This window comes from Chryseobacterium sp. 2VB (genome assembly GCF_005503635.1).
In the GTDB taxonomy this organism is placed as follows: Bacteria; Bacteroidota; Bacteroidia; order Flavobacteriales; family Weeksellaceae; genus Chryseobacterium; species Chryseobacterium cupriresistens.
Genome location: NZ_SCNC01000015.1, coordinates 33,310 through 57,318, shown reverse-complemented (window position 1 = coordinate 57,318; position 24,009 = coordinate 33,310). Strand labels below are relative to the sequence as shown.

Sequence of the window (24,009 nt, the reverse complement as noted above, 5' to 3'; positions counted from 1 at the left end):
ATATTTTATTTAAAATTTGAATTAATATTTATACATTTACCGCCCTAACTGTTATTATTACTATTTTATGAAGAAATTACTACTTTCGTGTCTGGCTTCCCTGAGTATGGGAGTCTATGCGCAAACCGACGTCGCTAACTATACTTTTTCAAAAAGTACCGGGGTGGCTTATACTTCCATTACAGGAGGTACAAAATTATTCCCTTCAGGGACTAATACTACTTACGATAATGATGTATCCGCAGCGATTCCATTGTCCTCTCCTTTTAATTTCGGCGGTGTTGCCATGACCACATGTTATGTGAGTGCCAATGGATTTATAACGTTTGGAGCAGCTCCTTCCGGGACAAATTATACTCCAATGTCAAGTCTGGGATCAACTACAGGGGCAATTTCTGCTTTTGGGCAGGATGGAGGCTTTTCATCATCAGATGCAACACAACCAGCGGGAAATCATGAAGTGAGATATGAAGACCTGGGAACTGAATTTGTTGTACAGTGGCAGGATCATGCCAATTACTTTAACAGATCTACTGAAAAGTTAAATTTTCAGATCAGATTGGTTTATGCTACAGGTGAAATAAAGATCATTTATGGAAGCTGTACAGATCCGGGTACCAGCACTTCAGGCAGTACTCCACAGGTAGGGATAAGAGGAAACAGTACTACTTATGCTTCCAATGTAAATTCCCTGATGATCGGAAACGTGCCGTCAGGAACTACCTGTGACTGGTCTAAAGCTGTTACCGGTAATGCTGCTAGCAGTACAATGCTTTTTTCCAGCACAACCAACGCAAGTGTTAAAATCCCTGCCGGGCTGCAATATAAATGGACACCAGGCACACAGGCTCCGGTAAGGACTTTTGCAGCTGCCACTGCAATTACCAACAATGCTGCTACTGTAAACTGGACGGCTCCGACAGGTGCAACAGCTTACAATGTTCAGTTTAGAGAAGTCGGAAACTGTGATTGGACAGATCTTGTTGGTAATCCGGTTTCTGCTGCAACTGCTACAATTACAGGGTTAACTCAGAATACAAGCTACCAGGTTCAGGTTCAGGCTTTAAACGGATCTGTAAAATCTATATATTCTCATATTCCAAATGCAGCCGGAACGGGGAATGGGTATGTCTCCTCAGGGTCTTTTACCACTACACCTAACTGTGCAAGTACGGTAACCGGTCTTTCTTCTTCTGCCCTGACTCCTGAATCCGCAACAATAAGCTGGACAGCTTCTACAACACCTCCGGGTAATGGATATGAGTATTATTATTCTACATCTTCAACAACTCCGCTTGCAACGGCTACGCCTTCAGGATCTGTAGGTACCGGGGTAATAACAGCTGATTTATCTGGTCTGACTCCTTCAACTCAGTATTATTATTGGGTAAGAGGAAACTGTAATGGAACAGATAAAGGAAATTGGTCAAGCTCTGCAAACTTTACAACACTTGGGTTATGTCCTACCGTTACCGCTCCTGCATCCAATGCTACAGGAGTAAGTGTAACCCCTACGATTACATGGAATGCAATAAATGGCGCTGCCGGGTATAAACTGAAAGTTGGAACTACCTCTGGAGGAAATGATATTGCAGATATGGATATTGCAGGCGGAACGAATAATTCTTATACTTTCGCTGCTCCTTTAAATTTTGGTGCTGCCTATTATTATTCTGTAACTGCTTATACAGCTAATATTACAGGACCTGCTACCGCATGTACGGTAAGATCATTCCAGACGGTATGTAATTCATCTAATTTACCTTATACTTTAGATTTTGAAAATGTTACAACACCTGCATTGCCAATTTGTACAACAGTGGTAAACAGTGGTTCCGGAAATTCATGGAAAACAGCAACTGCTCCGGCTGGATTTACAGGGAAAGTGCTTAATTATTCCTATAATAGTTCTAATGCTGCCAATACATGGTTCTTTACCCAAGGTTTAAATCTTACTGCAGGAGTTAGCTACAGAATCAAATATAAGTATGCGAATGCATCAGGAACCACACAATATCCTGAAAAATTAAAAGTTGCTTACGGGTCTTCTGCTGCAAGTGCTTCAATGACAAATACTTTAGCTGACCACGCTAATATTACAGGTGGAACTGCTACATATGCATTTGTAGACTTTACACCAGGCGCAACAGGAGTTTATTATTTAGGATTCCAGGCTTATTCTGCTGCTAACATGAACCAGATTTATGTTGATGATATCAATATAAATGTGACTCCTAGCTGCTCTGAACCATTGGCTGTTACTGTTTCGGGGATGACAACCAATGGAGCGGATGCTTCCTGGACTGCTCCGGCTACTGCTCCTGGAAGTGGATATGAGTATTACTATTCTACAAGCAGTACAGCTCCTACGGCGTCTACTACAGCTTCCGGAACCAGCACTACCACTTCAGCTCCTTTGTCTGGTTTATCTCCTTCCAGTACTTACTATTTATGGGTGAGATCGGTATGTAGTTCTTCCGATAAGAGTGCGTGGAGTTCTCAGGCTGCTGTTTTCAATACACTTTGTGGAACTGCTATGGCTCCTTTTGCTCAAAACTTTGATAATGGAGCAGCACCCAACTGTTGGAGCAGTATAAACCCTACGGCAACAGGTACCGACGCTAATCTTTTCTGGAAGTTCTCAGGGTCTGCAGATTATGGTGCAAGTGCGGCTAATAACCAAAAAGCGGCAGGTACATATGCATGGGTAGATGCAAGTTCACCATATAATGGGGCGGGCGCCAATACGGTCCAGCTGGTTACTCCTCCAGTAAATTTAACAGGATTAACCGCACCTCTTGTTTCTTTTGACTGGTTTAAAAACCATTCTACCTCTTCTTCTACTACGGTTTCACCTTCCACTTATGATAATAACAAGCTTACGGTAGAAGTAAACGACGGAAACGGATGGGTAGTTATCTTTAGTGATAATACCAACTCAAACCAATGGAGAACAGTTGCTGTTCCTTTGGCAGCTTCTTATATCGGAGCTACTATTCAGGTAAGATTTACTGTAGATAAAAATGTAAGTGGTAACGGATATTACTATGATGATATTCTTTTAGATAATGTTGAAATAAAGCAAAACCCTAATCTGGCAACGTCTGAAACTGCAGTAAAAGAAAATAAGATTAATATATATCCTAATCCGTTTACTGATACGCTGACAATTTCTGATGTATCCAAGGTACAGTCTGTTTTAATTGTTGATGTTTCCGGAAGATTGATTAAGACTATTGATAAGCCATCTTCAGAGCTTCAGCTGAGAGATCTGAAAGAAGGGTTATATTTAGTGATCCTGAATATGAAAGACGGATCTAAACAAACCCTTAAAGCAATTAAGAGATAAAATAGTTTCTTGAAAAAACAGGAAAAGAGAGGCTGCTCAATTTGAGCGGCCTCTCTTTATATAGGTGAAATTGCCTTTTTTTAAAGAAAAAGTTTAATTCATTGTGATATAATTAAATAAATATTTTTTTTATTGCTGATTTTCACTAGATTTGATTAACTAATACTGTTTTTATATGAGAAATTTTTTACTTGTTGGTTTCTTAATGGCCGGCTTTTTATCTTCTGCGCAGACTTACTGTACGCCTGCTTTTGCCAGTGGGTGTAGTGGAGGAGATGTGATAGATTCTTTTGCAATTCCGGGTGCCGGATTTGATCATCCTAATACAGGTTGTTCTACTGATGCCTATGGAGATTATACCTCTATGACGATCAACCTGAGTGCAGGTTTGAGTTATGATTTTAGTGTTAAACATGATTACAGTGATCAGAATGTCCGTATCTGGATAGATTTCAATAACGACGGAACTTTTGATGATGCCGCTCCTGAACTTGTAGCTACGGCAAGCAGTACTCTTGTAGGAGGCAATAATATTACGGCTGGACTTATAACCATTCCTGCTACCGTTACTCCAGGTACTTACAGGATGAGAGTAGGAGACAGGTTCTCCAGTGATCCTATACCTTGTAATACGGATGGGTACGGAGAAGCACATGATTATACGGTAAACATCGGCGCGGTTCCGACCTGTTTTGCACCATCTGCTTTAACGGTATCTGCTGTTACGGCCAATTCTGCGCAGATCGGATGGACAGCTCCTTCTTCTGCGCCGGGAAGCGGCTACGAATATTATTATTCAACTTCCGGTACATATCCTACTGCTACAACAGTTGTTTCCGGATCTATCAATGGGCTGACTACAAATCTGCCATCCCTTGCACCAGCCACGACCTATCATGTATGGGTACGCTCTGTATGCAGTACTTCGAACAAAAGTGCATGGTCCCAGATGGCAACATTTATGACATCATGTGTCGCTGTGGGAGTACCTTACGCGTTGGATTTCGAAAGTATAACTCCGCCTGAAATGCCGGATTGTACATCGGTGATTAATGATGGTGCCGGAAATATGTGGGAAACAGGTGATCTGGACGCCCAGGGATTTACAGGTAATGTACTTCAGTATTCTTACGATTATGCTAATAACGCCGATACCTGGTTTTTTACCAATGGAATTAACCTTACCGCAGGAACTACCTACAGAATTAAATACAAATATGCCAATGCAGAAGGAACTGTATACGCAGAAAAATTAAAAGTAGCCTATGGAACTTCAGCTACCAGTGCAGGAATGGTCAATACACTGGCGGATCACCCGGATATTGTTACCAGTACAGCAACAAGCGCTTTTGTGAACTTCACGCCAGCAGCTACAGGTGTTTATTATTTTGGATTCCAGGCGTATTCTGATGCTAATATGAATCAATTATATGTTGATGATATTAAAATTGATGTAGCACCGGCTTGTAGTGAACCTAATGCATTAGTTGTTTCAAATATTACTGCTGCAGGAGCTACCGTTTCCTGGGCAGCGGCTACTCCCGTTCCTGCAAACGGATATGATATTTATTACAGTACAACCAATACGGCACCTACAGCAACAAGCACACCTAATTTTACAGGAGTTACAGCAACTACCTATAATATTCCAGGTTTAGCTTCTTCCTCTGTGTATTATGTATGGGTGAGATCGGCGTGTAGCGCAACAAGCAAAAGTGCATGGAGTGATTCTGCCACATTTACAACATTATGTTCAAGTGCAAACCTTCCTTATGTTGTAGATTTTGAAAATGTTACTGTTCCAGAACTTCCAGGTTGTACAATGAATGTTAATGCAGGGGCTGCAAATGACTGGGAAACAGCGGATCCTCCTTCTGACAGCCAGGGATTCACTACCAATGTACTGAAATATAAGTATAACTCTTCCAATTCTGCCAACGCATGGTTCTTTACACAAGGATTGAACTTAACAGCAGGGGTACAATATACAATCAGTTATCAATATGGTAATAATTCATCAACTTATGCTGAAAAACTGAAAGTAGCATATGGTACTTCGCCTGATGCGGCCGCTATGACGGGCTCTATAGCAGATTATCCTTCAATTAATGATGGAATTGCTCATACCGAATCTATAACATTTACAGTTCCTGCAACAGGGGTGTATTTCTTTGGATTTAATGCTTATTCAGATCCGGATCAGTATAATCTGTATATAGACGATATCAGTATTAACAATGCTAACCTGTCAACATCCGAAGTCGCTGCAGAGAAAAATAATATCCAGATTTATCCTAATCCATTTACAGATGTGTTGAGTATCTCCGATGTGAAAAATGTGAAAAATGTATCTGTGACAGATGTTACGGGAAGATTAGTGAAAACCATTGGTAACCCCGAATCTACGATCCATTTAAGGGATGTAACGCAGGGAGTTTATCTGATAACGCTTGAAATGAAAGACGGATCTAAACAAACGATCAAAGCCATTAAAAAATAATTCATCATTTAAATAAAAAAAGGAAGACGGGTCATATGTGATCCGTCTTTTTTATTGAGATTTAAGAGTATATGAAAAATATCGATAAAAAAAGATGAGTGAAATGTTCAGCTCATCTTTTTATTTTATCCAGGTTCGCGATGATTGTAAATTGTTTATCGTCGACAATTGCACATCACTCATCACTTATCGGGTACTGGCTGTATATCGCCTGTATTCATAAGATCAAAAACAGCAGGGAAGAACATTACTAATATAAAATAAATGATGACCATCAGTACAATCAGTGCAAAAAGAATAATTACTAAGCTATTGGGTCTGTTTTTCTTTTTTGGTTCCATGATTTTGTGGTGTTTGATTAATGAATTTTACTTATATCAAATATTAAGCTAATTTCTTGCCACATTTCTTACAATACCTCGCGTCATCATCAATATCGTCGTTTCCGCAGCGTTCGCATACCATTTCCAGGTTTTGTCTTTTGTTTCTCATTTCTGCGGTTACAATGCCGGTAGGGACTGCAATAATAGAATAACCGGCCAGCATAAGAATAACCGCAAAAAACTTGCCTAAGGGCGTAATAGGAGATACATCGCCATATCCTACAGTAGTTACCGTAACAACGGCCCAATAGATAGATTGCGGTATCGTTTCAAATCCAGGTCTTCCACCTTCTACCATAAACATAAGTGAGCCTACAATGACTGAGAAGATGATCAGAAAAAGAAGGAAAATATAAATTTTTCTCGAACTGTTTCTTAAAGCCCTTACAATGAAATACCCATCATTCATAAAATCCATTAAATTGAAGATCCTGAAAATCCTCAACATTCTCAACATTCTGAAAATCAAAAAATATTTGGTAATAGGAAAGAAAAAACTAAGAAAAAAGGGAACCAGAGCCAGAAAATCTATAATTCCGAAAAAACTGAATATATAGCTCCGCTTATTTTTTACCACTGCAATCCGCATGGAATATTCTATTGTAAAGAAAATGGAGATGATCCATTCAAGAATCAGAAAGGTATAATGAAATCTCTTATCAAGCTTAGGTACACTTTCCATCATAATAATGGCAGTACTTGCAAGAATTAAAGACAATAATATGATATCGAACAGTTTTCCAAGCTTCGTATCAGATCGATAAATTATCCGGTAAAGGAATCTTTTCCATAGAGTCTCCTCAGGAATAAGATTATGTTCTCTTTCCATTTAGATAGGGTTATTTCACAGCGAAGTTAATAATTTATATATAGAATAGGGTAAATATATGATTGTTAAAAGAATCCTGCAAATGTTAAAATAAAATTCATCATGTAAAAGTGAATTATTATCATTTAATATAGTGGTTATCAATATATTATATTAAGTAAAATACGAATAAAATATGACATATAAAAATGTTTTTTTTAACATTTTTATCGTCCAAGTTTGTAATTTTATTCTACAAAAGCTTTATATCATGAGAAAAATTTTAACCTTTTTAATGCTGTTTTTGATAAGCAGTTTTGCGTATGCTCAGGTTGGGATTAATACTGTAACGCCAAATAGTGCTTCAGTACTGGATATAGTTTCCAACCAGAAAGGAATTCTCATTCCTCGTCTTACTGATACTGACCGGGATACCAACCTGGCTGATAATGACGTTTCCACAGTGCCTCCTGCAGGTGTAGTAAACGCTAACCTTACTGCAGGAACTCTTATTTATAATACGACAACGAATAACTTCCAGTATTGGGATGGTACCCTCTGGAGACAGCTTTTTGTTCCCACATCTTCTCAGGCTGGTAACGACGGTGTCGTTAAAGTAAATTCTGGAAACGCAAATGTAAAACCCTCATTCAATTTAAGTGCATCAGGAAGCGGCTATGGCCCGAGACAACAGGTGCTTTATGCCACACCGCTGGTTTTTGCAGCAAGTCCTACTACAAGCTGGCCGGAAACTACCGTTCCATTTCCGGGCGTAACGAGCAATATCTATATTGCGGCTACCGGTAAATGGAGAGAAAATGAAATTAACGGGCAGGTTCATTTTTGGAGAGCAATCGCTACAATCACTCCAGGTTCCAACTCTTCAGGATCCATAAAAGCTACTTTTAAAAATCCCGATTCCGGTTTTGAAATCAATTCTATCCAGCTGGTTCCAAGCGGCTCCAGTGGAACAGGTAACATTCTTACCTTTTATTTCTATACCATTGCGGACCCAGCGAGTCTTGATCCGGGAAAAGGCTATCAGCTTTTTATGGAATCCGATATCAACTGTGGCGTAGTAGTAGATTCCTTTACAAGAGTATCGCTTTTCAAAGATTAATAGTCTTATTGATTTCTTTTTTAATATCAAAGCAAAACCGGTTGAAGAAAGCCGGTTTTTTATTGCAAATTTTTCCGGGTTTTTGGTAAAATTAATATCTTCGCTGTAACCGTAAAATATAAATTAATGAAGCTAAAAACTGTAATTGCAAAGATTGAAGAGGAGATAAGCATCAGGCAGGCAGAAGATTTTGATAATGTAGGATTGCTGTGTGGTGTTTATGATCGTGATGTGTCGGGAATTCTGGTTTGTCATGATGCGCTGGAAAATGTAATAGATGAGGCGATTGAGAGAAACTGTAATCTGATTGTATGCTTTCATCCCATTATATTTTCCGGATTAAAATCTTTAACAGGGAAAAATTATGTAGAGCGGGCCGTTTTAAAAGCTATTGAAAATAAAGTAGCAATCTATGCCATCCACACTGCATTTGACAATGATTTCTTTGGAGTGAACCACGGTATATGCAGTCAGTTAGGATTAAAGAATATGAAGATTCTTCAGCCCAAAGAAAATAACTTAAAGCAGTTAACGGTTTTTGTTCCTAAAGAGTATTCGGAAAAAGTAAAAGAAGCCATGTTCTCAGCCGGAGCAGGAAATATAGGATTCTATGACGAATGCAGTTTTACAGTGAATGGTAATGGGACATTCAGGCCTGTGGAAGGCTCAAATCCGTTTTCCGGACAGCAGGGTATTCGTGAAAATGCAGACGAAGATATGATTTCTGTAATTTTTGAAGGCTTTAAACAAGGGCAGATTGTAGGCGCTATGAAGTCAGCACACCCTTATGAAGAAGTAGCCTATCAGGTTTATAGTCTGGATAATAAAAATCATCATGCCGGATTGGGAATGTACGGTGATCTGGAAGAGGAAATGGATGAAAAAGATTTCCTTGGGTTTGTAAAAGAAAAATTTGGACTGGAGGTGATCAAACATTCTTCTTTTAACAATAAAAAAATCAAAAGAGTGGGGGTTCTGGGAGGCTCGGGAGCAAGTGGGATAAGATCTGCAGCGGCCAGAAAATGTGATGCTTACCTTACAGGAGATCTTAAATATCACGATTATTTTTTAGCAGAGTCTAAAATGCTGATCTGTGATATAGGACATTATGAGTCCGAACAATTTGTTGCTCAACAATTATTTGAAATTTTATCACAAAAATTTAGTACATTTGCAATTTCAAAATCTATTGAAAAAACAAACCCAGTAAATTATTTCATTTAAATATGGCAAAAACCAACGATATTTCAGTTGAAGAAAAATTAAGAGCTTTATACGATTTACAGATCATAGATTCAAGATTGGATGAAATCCGAAATACTAGAGGAGAATTGCCAATTGAAGTTGAAGATCTTGAAATTGAGATTGAAGGTCTTGAAAAAAGAGCTGAAAAATTTCATGCTGATATCAAAGATCAGGAAGATCAGATCAAAACAAAGCATGAAGTAATTAACCATGCTAAAACTTTAATTGAGAAATACAAATCTCAGCAGGATAATGTAAGAAACAATAAAGAGTTTGAAGCATTAGGAAAGGAAATGGAATTCCAGGAGCTGGAAATTCAGCTTGCTGAAAAAAGAATTAAAGAATTCGGAGCTAAAATTGCTCACAAAAACGAAACTTTAGCTGAACTGAATGCAAAGATCGACGATTTGAAAAGCCACTTAAAGTTCAAGAAAGAAGAATTGGATGGTTTGATCTCTGAAACTCAGAAAGAAGAAGAATATCTTTTAGAGCAGTCTAAAGAATTTGCAGCTAAAATCGATGAGAGATTATTGGCTTCTTACAACAGAATCAGAACAAACTCTATCAACGGTCTTGCTGTTGTAGGATTAGAAAGAGGTGCTCCAAAAGGATCTTTCTTCACTATTCCTCCTCAGAAGCAAATGGAAATTGCTCAGAGAAAGAAAATCATCATTGATGAGCACTCTGGAAAAATTCTTGTTGATGACGAGTTGGTAATGGAAGAAAACGAAAAAATGAAATCTGTAATTAAATTCTAATTATTGATTTTAAGTCATATGAAAGCTGTTTCAGAAATGAGACAGCTTTTTTTATGGACATATGTAAAGTGTTTCGATAATTACCTTTAAAAGAGAAAATAATACTTATTGTATTAGTTTTTTATTAATTTTTTTTAACAATAGTGAATTGTGTTAAATTGTCATTAGTGTAATGTTTTTATGTGTATATTTTATATAATAAAAAAAGGAAAAGTATGGTGATTAAATAACTGAACAAAGCTTCAGCAGGAGATATAGGAAGTAAGGCTTTATGGTTACAATAAAAAAGCAGACATATCCATAAACTACAACTTCATTGAACCGTTCAAAATGAATTTTTTATAAATGGTATTATTTGGATATTCTGATATTCAATTTACACACAACCAGAAAAATTATATATCATGAAAAAATTATTAATGGGGTTCTTATCTCTTTTGAGTTACTGTCTCCTGGGTCAGGCAGGGAATGTTGGCATTAATACAATCATACCTGGCAGTACATTGGAAATTAACGGAAGTCTTTCAGCACAGTACCGGTTAATATCAGCAGATTACAATATGAGTATTACAGACTATTATGTAGCTTATAATGGCAGTTCAGTCGGTACCATAACACTGCCGGCAGCTATTGCTGCTTATCCTGCGCAGGGACATATCAAAGGACGTGTATATTATATTAAAAACACAGGAAATTTTAATGTTACCATAGCAGCCAATGGAAGTGAGCTGATTGATAATCAGACAGGTCTGCCTGTTTCATCCATTGGTTTAGGGCAAGGATGGTTTGTCATGTTAATAAGTAATGGAGCTGCAGGAGGTGTGGTCACCTGGGAAGCAATAGTTATAAATCCGGCTACTTCTATTAATACGATTATCAGTATGTCAACAAACTCTACATATAATTTACCTTCGACCGCTAATTTTAATTCCGGTATTCCGCAAGTTCTGCCTTTTACGGCTGGCGAAATACAGGTTAATCAAGGCTCAACCGCTTCGTGGGATGCTGCAAACAACCGTTTTATCATTAATGAAACAGGTATCTATGAACTGGATGCTTTATCCTATTTCGGAGCCGGAGGAACTACAGGGGCAAGCAATTATATTGGTGTTAATCTGGGTATTACAAAAAATGGAACGGCTGCTGCCAACCTTATTGCCGGTACCCGTTCAAATATAGGGCAGCTTATTGCGGGGTCCGGGAATACACCCATTTCATTCCATTGTCTTGTCAATTTAGCTGCTGGTGATGTTATTTATTTAACGATGTATAGAGGGGCTTTTGACAATGCTACAGGAACAGTGCAGTCACAGGCGCCTGCCGGTGTTTCTGAGGCCCGTCATTTCAGCCTGAAAAAATTATAGGGATAAAGAAAAATATTTTATTGTCAATGAAAAAAACCGCTTCAATAATGAAGCGGTTTCTGTTTTTTATTCATGATGATCGTACATCTTATTATACAAAGCAATAAATTTCTCTTTTACGGCCTTTCTCTTCAGTTTTAATGTTGGAGTGAGTAATCCGCTTTCAATGCTCCATACTTCAGGAGTAAGCTCAATTTTTTTGATTTTCTCCCAGTTTCCAAGGTGTTCATTAATGCCTTCGATTTCCTTTTCAATTCTTTGCTTCAATTCAGGGCTTTTTGCAATTTCTTCAGGTGTTGAGCCTAAATTAAGATTATTTCTCATAGCCCAGTTTTTTGCAAATTCAAAATCAGGCTGTACCAAAGCACATGGCATTTTTTCACCATCACCTACCACCATAATCTGCTCTATAAATTTTGAAGCTTTTGCCAGGTTTTCAATAGTCTGGGGAGCAATATACTTTCCACCGGAAGTTTTGAACATTTCTTTCTTACGGTCTGTGATCTGTAAAAATCCGTCACTATCGATATGTCCGATATCTCCGGTCTTGAAAAAACCATCCTCTGTGAAAGCTTCTTTTGTCATTTCCTCATTCCGGAAATATCCTTTGAATACAGATGGCCCTTTTACCGTAATTTCACCATCTTCCTGAATTTTAACCTTTAAATTATCCAATGGAATTCCTACGGTTCCCACTTTCATCTTATCAAAACTGTTCACAGAGATTACAGGTGATGTTTCTGTCAAACCATACCCTTCAAGAATTGGAATTCCGGCATTCTGGAACATTAAATTAAGTCTTGTAGATAGTGCAGCAGATCCTGAAACCAAAGTTACGATTTCACCGCCTAAACCTTCTCTCCATTTAGAAAATACAAGCTTGTCTGCGATGATTTCCTGAAGTCCGGATGGCTTTGAAATGGTTTTCTTTTTGGTGATCAGATTCAATGCCCAGAAGAATATTTTGGATTTTAATCCTCCGGCTGAAGATCCTGTATTATAGATTTTGTCATATACCTTTTCTACCAGTCTCGGAACTACGGTCATATAATGAGGCTTCACTTCTTTTACGTTTTCACCCATTTTCTCGATACTTTCAGCAAAATAAAGAGAAAAACCATTGTACTGATAAAGATAGAAAAGCATTCTTTCAAAAATATGGCAGATAGGAAGGAAGCTTAATGCTCTGGCATCTTTGTAATCAAAGCCTCTCTTTTTTGGAATTCTTGGAATGGATCCCAATATGTTTGAAACAATATTATTATGGGTAAGCATTACTCCTTTAGGTCTTCCGGTGGTTCCGGAAGTATAAATGATCGTTGCCAGATCTTCGGTATTGATCGCATTAGAAAGATCATCCACTTCAATTTGTGTAGATTCGTCCTTGCCCAGATCCAGAATTTCTCTCCAGTTGGCAGCCCCGCTGATACTGTCAAAAGTAAAAATTCCCTGCAAACTCGGAATATTATGTTTTACTTTCATTACTTTATTCAACAGCTCTTTATCAGAAACAAAACAATACTGGATTTCAGCATTATTGAAGATGAATTCATAATCTTCAGGAGAAATACTTGGATAAACCGGTACTGAAACAACCCCGATCTGAGAAAGTCCGAAATCCATAATAGCCCATTCTGTGCGGGAATTGGTTGTAATTAAAGCGATTTTATCCCCTGGTTTTATACCAAGCTTCAATAATCCTCTGGATACCTTATTTCCCTCATTAATAAACTCCTGTGTAGAAGTTTTTTTCCACTCACCATGATATTTGGTTACAAACATATCCGTTTTAGGATATTTTTCTAAAGCATAGTGTGGAATATCGAATAATCTCTTGATTGTCATGATTTTTTACGTAATTTATAAAGAAATTTAAATATAAGCATTTTTTTTAATTGAAACCATCCAAAGGTAATAATTAGAAATTAGTTAAATGCTTACCATAATAGTTTGAATCAAAAAGGAGACCGGAAGCCCTGAAAAGGGGATTTTATATTTTCAATTAATCTTTTATAAAGGTTTATTTTTCTCAATACATTTTATATTGTCCTCCTAATGCATATCCCGTTTCCCGAAACACGTATCCATCATCATTAAATCTCCCCAAACCTGCCTTTTTCCCGCTTTTAATTTATTTTTTCAGATTTGCTTAAAAAGTGTAAATTTACGGCTATCTAATTATTTTTTTTATGGACTTTAATTTATCGGAAGAACAGCTGATGATTCAGCAGGCAGCAAGAGATTTTGCACAGAACGAACTTTTACCTGGAGTGATTGAAAGAGACCGTGACCAGAAATTCCCTGCTGAACAGGTGAAGAAAATGGGAGAAATGGGACTTTTAGGAATGATGGTAGATCCAAAATACGGCGGTGCGGGTATGGACAGCGTTTCTTACGTGCTTGCTATGGAAGAAATTGCAAAAGTAGATGCTTCTGCAGCTGTTGTAATGTCTGTAAACAACTCATTGGTTTGTGCCGGTCTTGAAAAATTTGCTTCTGAAGAGCAAAAAGTAAAATATCTTACTCCACTGGCCAGCGGGCAGGTAATCGGAGCATTTGCATTATCTGAGCCGGAAGCTGGTTCTGATGCTACTTCTCAGAAAACTACAGCTGAAGACAAAGGAGATTACTATCTTTTAAATGGTATCAAAAACTGGATCACGAACGGTGGAACAGCTACTTATTATATCGTAATTGCACAGACAGATCCTGAGAAAAAACACAAAGGAATCAATGCTTTTATCGTTGAAAGAGGATGGGAAGGATTTGAAATCGGACCAAAAGAAGACAAATTAGGAATCAGAGGAAGTGATACTCACTCTTTGATCTTTAATAACGTAAAAGTTCCAAAAGAAAACAGAATCGGTGAAGACGGGTTCGGATTCAACTTTGCTATGGCAGTGTTGAATGGAGGAAGAATCGGTATTGCTTCTCAGGCCCTGGGTATTGCTTCAGGTGCTTACGAACTGGCGTTGAAATATGCTAAAACAAGAAAAGCTTTCAAAACTGAAATCATCAACCACCAGGCGATTGCATTCAAATTGGCTGATATGGCAACTCAGATCACTGCTGCTAGAATGCTGTGTTTCAAAGCTGCGTGTGAAAAAGATGCAGGAAAAGACATCTCTGAAAGCGGAGCTATGGCAAAATTATACTCTTCTCAGGTGGCAATGGATACTACTATTGAAGCAGTACAGATCCACGGAGGATATGGATACGTGAAAGAATACCACGTAGAAAGATTAATGAGAGATGCGAAAATCACTCAGATCTATGAAGGAACTTCTGAAATTCAGAAAATCGTGATTTCAAGAAGCATCGCAAAATAACATTTATAAAACACACGACCTATGAAAAAATCTTTGTGGATCACCCTCGGTGTCGTACTGCTGTTACTGGGCGTATTTGTCTGGTATAAGTACTATTTCGTTTTCGGAGAAGGTGTAAAATCCGGATACCTGAATTATGCTATGAAAAAAGGTTATGTCTTCAAAACTTATGAAGGCAAGCTGATTCAGGAAGGCTTTGGAAGAGGAAAAACAGGAACTATTACAAGCTATGAGTTTGAATTTTCCGTAGATGATCCCGAAGTTTTCAAACAACTGGAAACCAACAGCGGTAAAACTTTTGATCTGCATTACAAAGAGTACAACGGGGCTCTTCCGTGGAGAGGAAACACAAAATTTATCGTAGATAAGGTAGTGAATATGAAATAAAACAAATAAGGCTCTCAATATGAGGGCCTTATTTTACACCAAATCACAAAATATTAATATATGAAATAAAATTTCCAAATTTATTTGAACCTCGTCTGATCGGAGATTCATTGCATTTTGCTTATACTTAAAGTTAAGAGTTATTTTTCTAATAAACAACACTTCTGTTGAATATTTGGTAAAATTAAACATAAGAATCGAACACCAATTCCAAACCTCATTAAAAAAAAATTAAAAATCTAATGAGAATCACGATCAGCGGTGTTCCCATTCTTCTTTTTATAGAAATAATATCCAATGCCGGCAATAAGAAATAAAGGCCACAGCGGCAGGATAAACAGGAATATAGAAGTAATAACATTCCAGCCGGATTCAATGGCTGCCAGAGATTTTCCACTGAAGGTTTCAGGCTCTGTTTCTGTTTTAGCTTTCTCACTGATATTTACATTGATCGTACAGATTGCATTGTCCGTATAGTTTCGCCCTGAAACCTGAATATCTTTTGTATCAATATCTCCAATATTGCTATTTATGGCATCCATTAGCGCATCAAAATGCTGCATAGGAACTTTGATATCCAGACTGTATACTTTTTGATTTTCCCCATGAAGATAAGCGGATTCCACATAAGACAGATTTTCACTTTTGATATAGCCGTTATTTCTGCTGATTTCTTCTCTGATGATTTCCTTTACTGTCTCCACATTCTCTGCGGTTATAGAAAGATATCCTGATTTTACCATTTTATCTTGTGGCATATTCAGTTCGTAACTGTCGTTCTTAGGCTTTTCTTTATAGATGATTTTGGTTTCTTTAATAACCTTGGGAGCCGGAACTTTTGCTGCAATCTTTTCAGTCTTCTTTTCTACCGAATCCTTTTTCTCTATGTTGGACTCCAGTTTTGTATTCGCAATTTTATCCGATAAAGAATCTACCATCTTGGAAGTGTTTTCTATCTTTTCACGGATGTCGTTTTTCGAATTTTCAAAATCTTTTATTTTAATACTGGCCGAGTCCAGAACTTTATCAGCCGTTTTACTGACATGATCTATGGTTTCTGTAGCAACAGTGGCAGCACTGTCCGCTGAATGGATTACTTCATTGATTCTATCCTGGGTAGCTTCTGCCTTTTTACACATAATGAAAGTGCCTGCTACAGCAGCGAGTAATATGAACTTTTTCATAAGATTAATTTTTTTGATGAAGTAAAATTAGAAGGGAAGTTCTTGTAAAGATTGTAAATGAAATGTATTATACTGGTAAAATGCTAACTCATATATTATCAAGGTTTTATATTTGTTTTACAAAAGATTTACAAAGCGTTTTTCTGTGTTTTGATGGAATAAGGATAGTATTTATACTTCGCAAAGGAGTATTTAATAACAGTATTTTATTACTTGTGGATTTGGATTTCTACAGAATGACAAACAGAGTACTCAGTTATTCATACACTTTGTCGTTTTACCAAATATGAGTTGGGAAATCTAAAAATTCCCGTCCTCCGGAGGGGTGGCAAAAATTCGAAGAATTTTTGCCGGGGTGGTTTCATATGATATATTATAAAAAAATCCGCAGAAATTTTCTGCGGATCTATATTGTAAACAATTTCGGTTTACCTGATTGCTTCTTAGTTTTCTCTGAATTCACTGATAAAATGCAGTTTCACATTCGGGAATTTCTCCTGCGTCATATGAATGGTGAATGAAGAATCCGCCAGGAATACCAATTGATTGTACTTATCTCTCGCCAGGAATCTCTGCTTTAATCTTGCAAATTCTTTGAATTCTTCTGATTTCTCATCAGCTTCTACCCAACATGCTTTGTGCATAGATAACGGTTCATAAGTACATTTTGCACCATATTCATGTTCCAAACGGTATTGGATAACTTCGTACTGAAGGGCTCCAACCGTTCCAATGATCTTTCTTCCGTTCATTTCAAGGGTAAACAGCTGTGCAACTCCTTCATCCATCAGCTGGTCAATACCTTTCGCTAATTGCTTGGCTTTTAACGGATCGTTGTTATTGATATAACGGAAATGTTCAGGAGAGAAGCTAGGAATTCCTTTGAAGCTTAATTTCTCTCCACCTGTTAATGTATCTCCGATTCTGAAACTTCCCGTATCATGTAGACCAACGATGTCACCAGGGAAACTTTCTTCCACCACTTCTTTTTTATCGGCAAAGAATGCGTTAGGAGAGGAGAATTTCATTTTTTTACCTTCTCTTACCAGTAAATAGTTTTCGTTTCTCCTGAATGTTCCTGAAACAATCTTCACGAATGCAAGTCGGTCTCTGTGCTTAGGATCCATATTCGCATGGATTTTGAAAACAAATCCTGTGAAAGTGCTTTCCTCAGGTTTTACCAGACGCGTATCACTTTCTTTGGGCTGCGGCATAGGAGCAATATCAATGAAAGCATCCAATAGTTCACGTACTCCAAAATTATTTAAAGCAGAACCGAAAAATACCGGCTGAAGATCACCTTTCATATAATCTTCACGATTAAATTCAGGATAAACAGACTGGATCAGATCAAGCTCTTCTCTTAAATTTTTGGCAGCTTTTTCACCAATAACATCATCAATTGAAGTATCATTGATATCATCAAACTTAATAGAATCCCCAACTTTCTGCTTTTTCTCTTCCAGGAATAACTGAATATTGTTTTCCCAGATGTTATAAATTCCCTGGAAGTCACTTCCCATACCAATCGGTAAAGAAAGCGGACAAACGGTTAATCCAAGTTTTTGTTCTACTTCATCCAGCAGATCGAAAGCATCCTTACCTTCACGGTCCAGTTTATTAATGAAGACCAGCATTGGAATGTTTCTCATTCTACACACCTGAACCAGTTTTTCCGTCTGTTCCTCAACCCCTTTTGCAACGTCGATGACAACGATTACAGAGTCTACGGCTGTTAATGTTCTGTAGGTGTCCTCAGCAAAGTCTTTGTGACCCGGAGTATCCAGAATGTTGATTTTATGATCTCTATATTCAAATGCCAATACGGAAGTCGCTACAGAGATTCCTCTCTGTCTTTCAATTTCCATAAAGTCGGAGGTAGCTCCTTTTTTTATTTTGTTGGATTTTACCGCACCCGCTTCCTGAATTGCTCCCCCGAAAAGAAGTAGCTTTTCTGTAAGAGTTGTTTTTCCGGCATCCGGGTGGGAAATGATCCCGAAGGTCTTTCTTTTTTGTATTTCTTTGATTAAGTCTGACATATCGTATTTTGAAGTTGCAAAAATCGTGATTTTTTATGAGGTTTTCAAATTTAAATGAAGAACAATGTTCATTACGCAGAAGAATAGAAGGATAACCGCATTTGAGAATGAGAGATATGGCTATAAACTCATCAGTAATTGGCTTTGCGTTAACATTACTTATCAGACAAACATTTTTATCAGCAATATAAAGACATAAACCAATCCGGCAGCAATCAGTATAAAAACTGCAGACATGATATATTCAAATATTCCAAATTTAGTTTTTTGCGGTTCTGAGCTAAGGTTGTACTGATCAATAGCCTGTTGACTTATTTTCAGATCCGGACGAAAGTGTTGAATGCCTTTAAGAAAATGACGGTATAGCTGATATTGGTTGCGTAGAATTACTAAGTTAAAATTAAAGTCTACCGTTGAAGGCATAATTTCCCCAGCTTTATTTTTCAGGTAAACCTGCAATGTCGTTTTGCCGTATTTTACGGTCTGGGTGTTGAAAACATGTACATCGGTGGATGAGTGCTGAGCTGGCTGAAGTTCATGATATAATATGGTTTCAATAATTGCATTACGGTGGTTGTAGAATGTTACTCCTTTTTCATCTACAATGGCTTTTCGGATCTTTTGTTTTTTTCTGTAAGTTAAAGCCACGATCAAAGCGATACAGCAGAACATAAGAAGAAGCAGGGCAATAAGAATCGTGAAAAAGATTCCAAGGTCATTTTCTATAAATGGTCTGAAATTATTATAAATAAGATTGAAAACAACCCCGATTACCACCATAATCAGAATAACAGCGATCCACAGAATTCCCATGAGAAAGTAAGTAATGGGTATATTGATTTTGGATTCTATGGTCTGGAATTTTTCAATCATATTAATTCTTAGCTTAAGTTAACAAAAATACAAGCCCGCATATAAATGCCGTAATTATGAGTGCTGCCAGTATGACAAGCCAGCCTCCCGGAGAAATCCCTTTGCGGTTCACTTTCCAGGTTTCTGTATCAATAGAATAGCTTCGGAAAACGAGAGGATCTACCTTCAAATCACGGCGAAAAGTGACGATGCCGTGTAGGAAACGGGCATACAAAATAGATTTGTTTTTTACCACTCTCAAAGGGAGATTCATATCAATACGTCTTAGAGCTTCTTCTTTTTTCTTTGATAAGATTGCTACTTCCAGTAAAGGAGCGATTCCTGATCCTACCGGATTTACCGTGTAAATATCAAAATCCTGTGTTGAAGGCCGGAGATCTGTGTAGAGGATCTGATCCACAATTTCATTTCCTGAATTATAAAATAAAAGTCCGGTTTCATCAACCACAATTGTATGGGCCAGTTTTTTCCTTTTAATGATATAATAACGGATTGCAGGAATCAAAATCAACAATGAAAGTCCCCAGCCGATCAGGGCAGGGTACAGCATGGCTTCAAATCCTCTTTTGTAAATTCCGTAAGCAGGGCCTAAAACGAAAATCAAAGCGAAAGAAATAAAGATCACAAAGAAAAGAGCATTCAGGACAATGGTCATCCATCTGTTGGTGGTAGACTCAATTTTTTGGAATGGAAATTCTGTATGCATTTTGTAATGTTCATGGATAAATGAACGAAAATAAGAAAATCCTTTTTTAGTTGCCTGTAGCAGGCAAAAAAATTATCTTTGTTTTTCATAAACTTTTTACAGAGAAAGGATGGAAAATAGCAAATATCCGAAGTTTACGTTTACATGGTTGGGCGGTGTAGTCTTGGTGGTTGGATTATTCGTGGGAACAATGGCCGTTTCTTTATTCAGTACTTTCTGGAAAGTGGTTTTCAGGGAAAATATTGAATTGAAAGACTGGTTTCTGATGGTAGCAAATTCTGTAGGATTCCTTACTGCTATTGCCTTTTTTGACTTTTTTATCGTAAGGCGTACCACGCAAAAAAAGCTTAATTTCAACATGTCATCAGTTAATTTTTCAACCTATCTCCTCATCTTTCCAATGATGGCGGGAATGATGTTTATTTCTGAATTTGTAGCCGCTCAGATCCCAACTACAGGGCCTTTTTTTGGAGATTTTTATGAATATTTTACAAGGCTGATGAGTCAATTGACCGATAATCCTGTTGTAATGATTATTATGACAGTAATCATGGCACCGGTTTTTGAGGAAATTATTTTCAGAGGAATTATCCAGAAGGGATTGATTAATAAAGGAGTAGAACCCTGGAAAGCAATTTTGTATGCTTCCATTATTTTTGGAATAGTTCACGGAAATCCATGGCAGTTTATCAGTGCAGTGATGCTGGGCTGTGTGCTTGGATTGGTGTATTATAAAACAAAATCTTTACTGATGCCGATATTACTGCATGCGTTTAATAATTTAACACTGTCATTGTTGGTTCTTTATGGTAAAGATGAGAGTTTTGCAAAAGTTCTTCATATTTCAGAATGGCTTGTATTAGCTGCAGGAATTGTACTTTTCTCCTTATTCTATTATCTGTTTATGAAAAAGTATAAAGTGCATTATGCTGAAATGTAAGTAACCCGATTTAAAAAGTAAAATTGAAAATGAATATAGAAATGGAATTATTAGTAGCTACACACAACGAACATAAAAAAGAAGAAATCCAACAGATCCTGGGAAGTGACTGCGTGGTAAAAAGTCTTACCGATTATAATATTCACGAAGAAATTGTAGAAGACGGAGATTCATTTCATGCCAATGCCCTGATCAAGGCTAAATATTGCTTTGAAAAAACAGGGGTTCCAAGTTTGGGAGATGACAGTGGTTTGGTCGTAGAATCTTTGGATGGAAGACCCGGGATTTTCTCAGCCCGCTATGCCGGAGACCATGATTTTGCAAAAAATATCGAAAAGGTATTAGAAGAAATGCAGGGAATTGAAAACAGAAAGGCTTATTTTGTAACGGTTCTTTGCTATTATGATGAAAACGGGGCGCAATATTTTGAAGGCAGGGTTCATGGAAATTTACTGACAGAAAATAAAGGTTTCAAAGGTTTCGGATATGATCCGATTTTTGTTCCTGAAGGATATGAAAGAACCTTTGCAGAAATGGATCCTGAAGACAAAAATAAAATCAGCCACCGTAAACAGGCATTAGACCTGTTTATGGATTTTTTAAAAGTAACTGATTAAGTTTACATATCAGGACAAAATTCCCATTTCGTTTTTCTGTTGTACATTTGTCATCATAAATTATTGATTTGAGTACTTATTTAACAATATTAGGTTTTAACTCTGCGATTCCGACCATCAACACGTCACCCACAGCACAGCTGCTGGAAATGGAAGAAAGACTCTTCCTGATCGATTGTGGAGAAGGTACACAGGTTCAGCTGAGAAAAGCAAAAGCAAGATTTTCAAAAATCAATCATATTTTTATCTCGCATCTTCATGGAGATCATTGTTTTGGGCTGCCGGGGCTTATAGCTTCTTTCCGTCTCTTAGGAAGAGATATGCCTTTGCATGTTTACGGTCCTAAAGGTATTAAGAAGATGCTGGAAACTATTTTTCAGATCACAGAAACCCACCGTGGTTTTGAAGTGATTTATCATGAACTGGATAAAGATTATTCTGAAAAAATATATGAGGACAACAGGGTAGAAGTATATACTATTCCGCTGGATCACAGAATCTACTGTAACGGTTATCTTTTTAAAGAAAAGCCGAAAGACAGACATCTTAATATGAAGGAGATTGCGAAATACAGCGAAATTGAAACCTGCGATTATCACAATATCAAAGCAGGGAAGGACTTTGTACTGAGTGATGGCTATGTTCTTAAAAATGAAATTCTGACTGTTGATCCGGCTCCATCGGTATCCTATGCATTTTGCAGTGATACCCGTTATCTTGAAAGTGTCATCCCGATTATTAAAAATGTAACGGTTTTATACCATGAATCCACATTCTTACATGATCTTAAGGAAATGGCTGATTATACAGGTCATACCACAGCTTTGGAAGCTGCTACGATAGCTCAGAAAGCTCAGGTCGGAAAGTTGATTTTAGGCCACTTTTCTAATAGATACGGGGACCTGACCGTATTTACTGATGAGGCGAGAGAAATATTTCCCAATACATTTCTGCCAAAAGCATTGGAGAGTGTAAAGATTTAAAATAATATGCTGAAATTTGAAGAACTCAGAGATTTTCTCAACGAAAAAGCAGATCAGTATAACGCTCCTGATTTTATTGAAAATGATCCGATACAGATTCCGCATCGCTTTTCTTTAAAACAGGACATTGAAATTGCAGGATTTCTGGCAGCAACAATTTCCTGGGGAAACAGAAAGTCGATCATTAATTCTGCAGATAAAATGCTTGATATTATGGGAAATTCACCCTATGATTTTGTAATGAGTTATTCTGAAAAAGATCTGGAAAGTATTCAGGATAAAAGTATTCACAGAACGTTCAACGGACAGGATTTCTCTTATTTTATCAGACAGTTCAACAGAATTTATAATGAAAATGAGAGTCTGGAAAGTTTATTTAAAGTAAAAAAGACAGAAAATAACTTTCTGCATGCCATAGAAAGATTCAGAAACGGATTTCTGGAAACAGAAAAGCACAGAAGCCATAAACACATCAGTTCACCTTATAAGAATTCCTCTGCCAAAAGGATTATTATGTTTTTAAGATGGATGGTGCGTAAAGACAAAAGAGGAGTAGATTTTGGAATCTGGGAAAATATTGATCAAAAATATCTTTCCATTCCTCTGGATGTACATACCGGGAACATTTCCAGAAAACTGGGATTGGTTTCGAGGACACAAAATGATTGGAAAACAGTGGAGGAGCTGGATATTGCCATCAGAAAATTTGATGAAAAAGACCCTGCAAAATATGATTTTGCATTGTTTGGATTAGGAGTAACAAAAGAACTATTGTAAAAATAGAAAGGATGAAAAAATATAACGAAAAAACAGAAGTTCTTGAGAAAATTGCAGACAGCATTACCTCATGGATCGGATCTATTCAGTCCCTGATTGTTCATACTCTGCTGTTCCTTACCTCGTTTTTACTTCCGATGCTGAATATCGTTGATTTTGATAAAATGCTTCTGATTCTTACGACCGTACTTTCCCTGGAAGCTATTTATCTGGCAATCTTCATTCAGATGTCTGTGAATAAAAGCCATGAGAAAATTGAAGATATCCAGGAGGACATTGAGGAGATCAGCGAAGATATCGAAGACATTCAGGAAGATCTTGAAGAAATCAGCGAAGATATTGAAGAGATCAATGAGGATATAGAAGATATTCAGGAAGACATTGAGGAAATCAGTGAGGATATTGAAGAGATCAACGAAGAAGAGGATGAGGAAGACCACAATGAAAGAGCGAAAAATGTAATGCTCAAGAGCAATGTAAGCTCCAACAAAAATGAAATTAAAGCTTTAAAGGATATTATCTCGCAGTTACAAAATGAAATAGATCAGCTGAAAAAAGATGATAAACAGCCGGAATAAGTTTATTAAAAATGGAAACAGACTAAGCCTCTTAGTCTGTTTTTTTATGTCTGAATTGTTGGGTTTAAT

The 24,009-nt window shown here is 37.3% G+C and carries 20 protein-coding genes; 13 read left to right on the top strand and 7 right to left on the bottom strand.

Annotation, left to right across the window (positions count from 1 at the left end):
* Nucleotides 1–67 precede the first annotated feature (67 nt).
* Together FFS26_RS14510 and FFS26_RS14505 are read left to right on the top strand one after the other, a co-directional pair.
* Nucleotides 68–3,349, top strand: a complete 3,282-nt coding sequence (locus FFS26_RS14510; protein WP_137905361.1) for a fibronectin type III domain-containing protein — start codon at nt 68–70, stop codon at nt 3,347–3,349.
* A gap of 175 nt (nt 3,350–3,524) precedes the next feature.
* Entirely contained in the window at nt 3,525–5,849 is a 2,325-nt protein-coding gene (locus FFS26_RS14505) for a GEVED domain-containing protein (RefSeq protein ID WP_137905360.1), read from the top strand.
* 182 nt (nt 5,850–6,031) lie between these two features.
* Here the strand turns inward: FFS26_RS14505 and FFS26_RS22540 are convergent, their stop codons facing one another.
* Both FFS26_RS22540 and FFS26_RS14500 read right to left on the bottom strand, forming a co-directional pair.
* A complete protein-coding gene (locus FFS26_RS22540) occupies nt 6,032–6,190 on the bottom strand; it encodes a hypothetical protein (RefSeq protein ID WP_171006318.1) in 159 nt (52 codons plus the stop codon).
* 43 nt (nt 6,191–6,233) lie between these two features.
* On the bottom strand, nt 6,234–7,061 hold the full coding sequence (locus FFS26_RS14500) for an ion transporter (RefSeq protein WP_110009288.1): 828 nt from the start codon (nt 7,059–7,061) through the stop codon (nt 6,234–6,236).
* Between the two features lie 250 nt (nt 7,062–7,311).
* On the opposite strand from FFS26_RS14500, the gene FFS26_RS14495 reads away from it, so the two are divergent.
* From FFS26_RS14495 to FFS26_RS14480, 4 genes are all read left to right on the top strand, one after another.
* Nucleotides 7,312–8,160, top strand: a complete 849-nt coding sequence (locus FFS26_RS14495; protein WP_228406463.1) for a hypothetical protein — start codon at nt 7,312–7,314, stop codon at nt 8,158–8,160.
* Between the two features lie 126 nt (nt 8,161–8,286).
* On the top strand, nt 8,287–9,384 hold the full coding sequence (locus tag FFS26_RS14490; RefSeq protein ID WP_110009290.1) for a Nif3-like dinuclear metal center hexameric protein: 1,098 nt from the start codon (nt 8,287–8,289) through the stop codon (nt 9,382–9,384).
* Between the two features lie 2 nt (nt 9,385–9,386).
* Nucleotides 9,387–10,163: a zinc ribbon domain-containing protein gene (locus FFS26_RS14485; RefSeq protein ID WP_110009291.1), complete on the top strand. Its 777-nt coding sequence runs from the start codon at nt 9,387–9,389 to the stop codon at nt 10,161–10,163.
* A gap of 404 nt (nt 10,164–10,567) precedes the next feature.
* Complete coding sequence (locus FFS26_RS14480) at nt 10,568–11,527, top strand: hypothetical protein (protein WP_137905359.1); 960 nt, start codon at nt 10,568–10,570, stop codon at nt 11,525–11,527.
* Between the two features lie 66 nt (nt 11,528–11,593).
* Here the strand turns inward: FFS26_RS14480 and FFS26_RS14475 are convergent, their stop codons facing one another.
* Nucleotides 11,594–13,372: an AMP-dependent synthetase/ligase gene (locus FFS26_RS14475; RefSeq protein ID WP_110009294.1), complete on the bottom strand. Its 1,779-nt coding sequence runs from the start codon at nt 13,370–13,372 to the stop codon at nt 11,594–11,596.
* A gap of 344 nt (nt 13,373–13,716) precedes the next feature.
* Here FFS26_RS14475 and FFS26_RS14470 point away from each other — a divergent pair, with 344 nt between their 5' ends.
* Nucleotides 13,717–14,856: an acyl-CoA dehydrogenase gene (locus tag FFS26_RS14470; RefSeq protein ID WP_110009295.1), complete on the top strand. Its 1,140-nt coding sequence runs from the start codon at nt 13,717–13,719 to the stop codon at nt 14,854–14,856.
* A 21-nt stretch (nt 14,857–14,877) separates the two neighbouring features.
* Nucleotides 14,878–15,243, top strand: a complete 366-nt coding sequence (locus FFS26_RS14465; protein ID WP_034695305.1) for a hypothetical protein — start codon at nt 14,878–14,880, stop codon at nt 15,241–15,243.
* 239 nt (nt 15,244–15,482) lie between these two features.
* Here the strand turns inward: FFS26_RS14465 and FFS26_RS14460 are convergent, their stop codons facing one another.
* From FFS26_RS14460 to FFS26_RS14445, 4 genes are all read right to left on the bottom strand, one after another.
* Complete coding sequence (locus tag FFS26_RS14460; RefSeq protein WP_110009296.1) at nt 15,483–16,427, bottom strand: DUF4349 domain-containing protein; 945 nt, start codon at nt 16,425–16,427, stop codon at nt 15,483–15,485.
* A 443-nt stretch (nt 16,428–16,870) separates the two neighbouring features.
* On the bottom strand, nt 16,871–18,466 hold the full coding sequence (locus FFS26_RS14455; protein WP_137905358.1) for a peptide chain release factor 3: 1,596 nt from the start codon (nt 18,464–18,466) through the stop codon (nt 16,871–16,873).
* A gap of 162 nt (nt 18,467–18,628) precedes the next feature.
* Nucleotides 18,629–19,339: a hypothetical protein gene (locus FFS26_RS14450; RefSeq protein WP_137905357.1), complete on the bottom strand. Its 711-nt coding sequence runs from the start codon at nt 19,337–19,339 to the stop codon at nt 18,629–18,631.
* Nucleotides 19,340–19,352: 13 nt separating this feature from the next.
* Entirely contained in the window at nt 19,353–20,045 is a 693-nt protein-coding gene (locus FFS26_RS14445; RefSeq protein WP_137905356.1) for a hypothetical protein, read from the bottom strand.
* Between the two features lie 109 nt (nt 20,046–20,154).
* Here FFS26_RS14445 and FFS26_RS14440 point away from each other — a divergent pair, with 109 nt between their 5' ends.
* The 5 genes from FFS26_RS14440 to FFS26_RS14420 all read left to right on the top strand — a co-directional run bounded on the left by FFS26_RS14440 (nt 20,155) and on the right by FFS26_RS14420 (nt 23,940).
* A complete protein-coding gene (locus FFS26_RS14440) occupies nt 20,155–20,985 on the top strand; it encodes a CPBP family intramembrane glutamic endopeptidase (RefSeq protein ID WP_137905355.1) in 831 nt (276 codons plus the stop codon).
* Between the two features lie 41 nt (nt 20,986–21,026).
* Nucleotides 21,027–21,602, top strand: a complete 576-nt coding sequence (gene rdgB / locus FFS26_RS14435; RefSeq protein ID WP_262916991.1) for an RdgB/HAM1 family non-canonical purine NTP pyrophosphatase — start codon at nt 21,027–21,029, stop codon at nt 21,600–21,602.
* A gap of 68 nt (nt 21,603–21,670) precedes the next feature.
* Nucleotides 21,671–22,585 (top strand): ribonuclease Z, encoded by a 915-nt coding sequence (locus tag FFS26_RS14430; protein ID WP_110009301.1) that lies wholly within the window; start codon nt 21,671–21,673, stop codon nt 22,583–22,585.
* A 6-nt stretch (nt 22,586–22,591) separates the two neighbouring features.
* Entirely contained in the window at nt 22,592–23,362 is a 771-nt protein-coding gene (locus FFS26_RS14425; RefSeq protein ID WP_395972929.1) for a TIGR02757 family protein, read from the top strand.
* An 11-nt stretch (nt 23,363–23,373) separates the two neighbouring features.
* Nucleotides 23,374–23,940: a DUF1003 domain-containing protein gene (locus FFS26_RS14420; RefSeq protein ID WP_110009302.1), complete on the top strand. Its 567-nt coding sequence runs from the start codon at nt 23,374–23,376 to the stop codon at nt 23,938–23,940.
* Nucleotides 23,941–24,009 lie beyond the last annotated feature (69 nt).

What these genes read in the sequence shown, in the direction of transcription:
- FFS26_RS14510 (WP_137905361.1), top strand. Translation starts at nt 68, where the DNA reads ATGAAGAAATTACTACTTTCGTGTCTGGCTTCCCTGAGTATGGGAGTC.
- FFS26_RS14505 (WP_137905360.1), top strand. Translation starts at nt 3,525, where the DNA reads ATGAGAAATTTTTTACTTGTTGGTTTCTTAATGGCCGGCTTTTTATCT.
- FFS26_RS22540 (WP_171006318.1), bottom strand. Translation starts at nt 6,190, where the DNA reads ATGGAACCAAAAAAGAAAAACAGACCCAATAGCTTAGTAATTATTCTT.
- FFS26_RS14500 (WP_110009288.1), bottom strand. Translation starts at nt 7,061, where the DNA reads ATGGAAAGAGAACATAATCTTATTCCTGAGGAGACTCTATGGAAAAGA.
- FFS26_RS14495 (WP_228406463.1), top strand. Translation starts at nt 7,312, where the DNA reads ATGAGAAAAATTTTAACCTTTTTAATGCTGTTTTTGATAAGCAGTTTT.
- FFS26_RS14490 (WP_110009290.1), top strand. Translation starts at nt 8,287, where the DNA reads ATGAAGCTAAAAACTGTAATTGCAAAGATTGAAGAGGAGATAAGCATC.
- FFS26_RS14485 (WP_110009291.1), top strand. Translation starts at nt 9,387, where the DNA reads ATGGCAAAAACCAACGATATTTCAGTTGAAGAAAAATTAAGAGCTTTA.
- FFS26_RS14480 (WP_137905359.1), top strand. Translation starts at nt 10,568, where the DNA reads ATGAAAAAATTATTAATGGGGTTCTTATCTCTTTTGAGTTACTGTCTC.
- FFS26_RS14475 (WP_110009294.1), bottom strand. Translation starts at nt 13,372, where the DNA reads ATGACAATCAAGAGATTATTCGATATTCCACACTATGCTTTAGAAAAA.
- FFS26_RS14470 (WP_110009295.1), top strand. Translation starts at nt 13,717, where the DNA reads ATGGACTTTAATTTATCGGAAGAACAGCTGATGATTCAGCAGGCAGCA.
- FFS26_RS14465 (WP_034695305.1), top strand. Translation starts at nt 14,878, where the DNA reads ATGAAAAAATCTTTGTGGATCACCCTCGGTGTCGTACTGCTGTTACTG.
- FFS26_RS14460 (WP_110009296.1), bottom strand. Translation starts at nt 16,427, where the DNA reads ATGAAAAAGTTCATATTACTCGCTGCTGTAGCAGGCACTTTCATTATG.
- FFS26_RS14455 (WP_137905358.1), bottom strand. Translation starts at nt 18,466, where the DNA reads ATGTCAGACTTAATCAAAGAAATACAAAAAAGAAAGACCTTCGGGATC.
- FFS26_RS14450 (WP_137905357.1), bottom strand. Translation starts at nt 19,339, where the DNA reads ATGATTGAAAAATTCCAGACCATAGAATCCAAAATCAATATACCCATT.
- FFS26_RS14445 (WP_137905356.1), bottom strand. Translation starts at nt 20,045, where the DNA reads ATGCATACAGAATTTCCATTCCAAAAAATTGAGTCTACCACCAACAGA.
- FFS26_RS14440 (WP_137905355.1), top strand. Translation starts at nt 20,155, where the DNA reads ATGGAAAATAGCAAATATCCGAAGTTTACGTTTACATGGTTGGGCGGT.
- rdgB (WP_262916991.1), top strand. Translation starts at nt 21,027, where the DNA reads ATGGAATTATTAGTAGCTACACACAACGAACATAAAAAAGAAGAAATC.
- FFS26_RS14425 (WP_395972929.1), top strand. Translation starts at nt 22,592, where the DNA reads ATGCTGAAATTTGAAGAACTCAGAGATTTTCTCAACGAAAAAGCAGAT.
- FFS26_RS14420 (WP_110009302.1), top strand. Translation starts at nt 23,374, where the DNA reads ATGAAAAAATATAACGAAAAAACAGAAGTTCTTGAGAAAATTGCAGAC.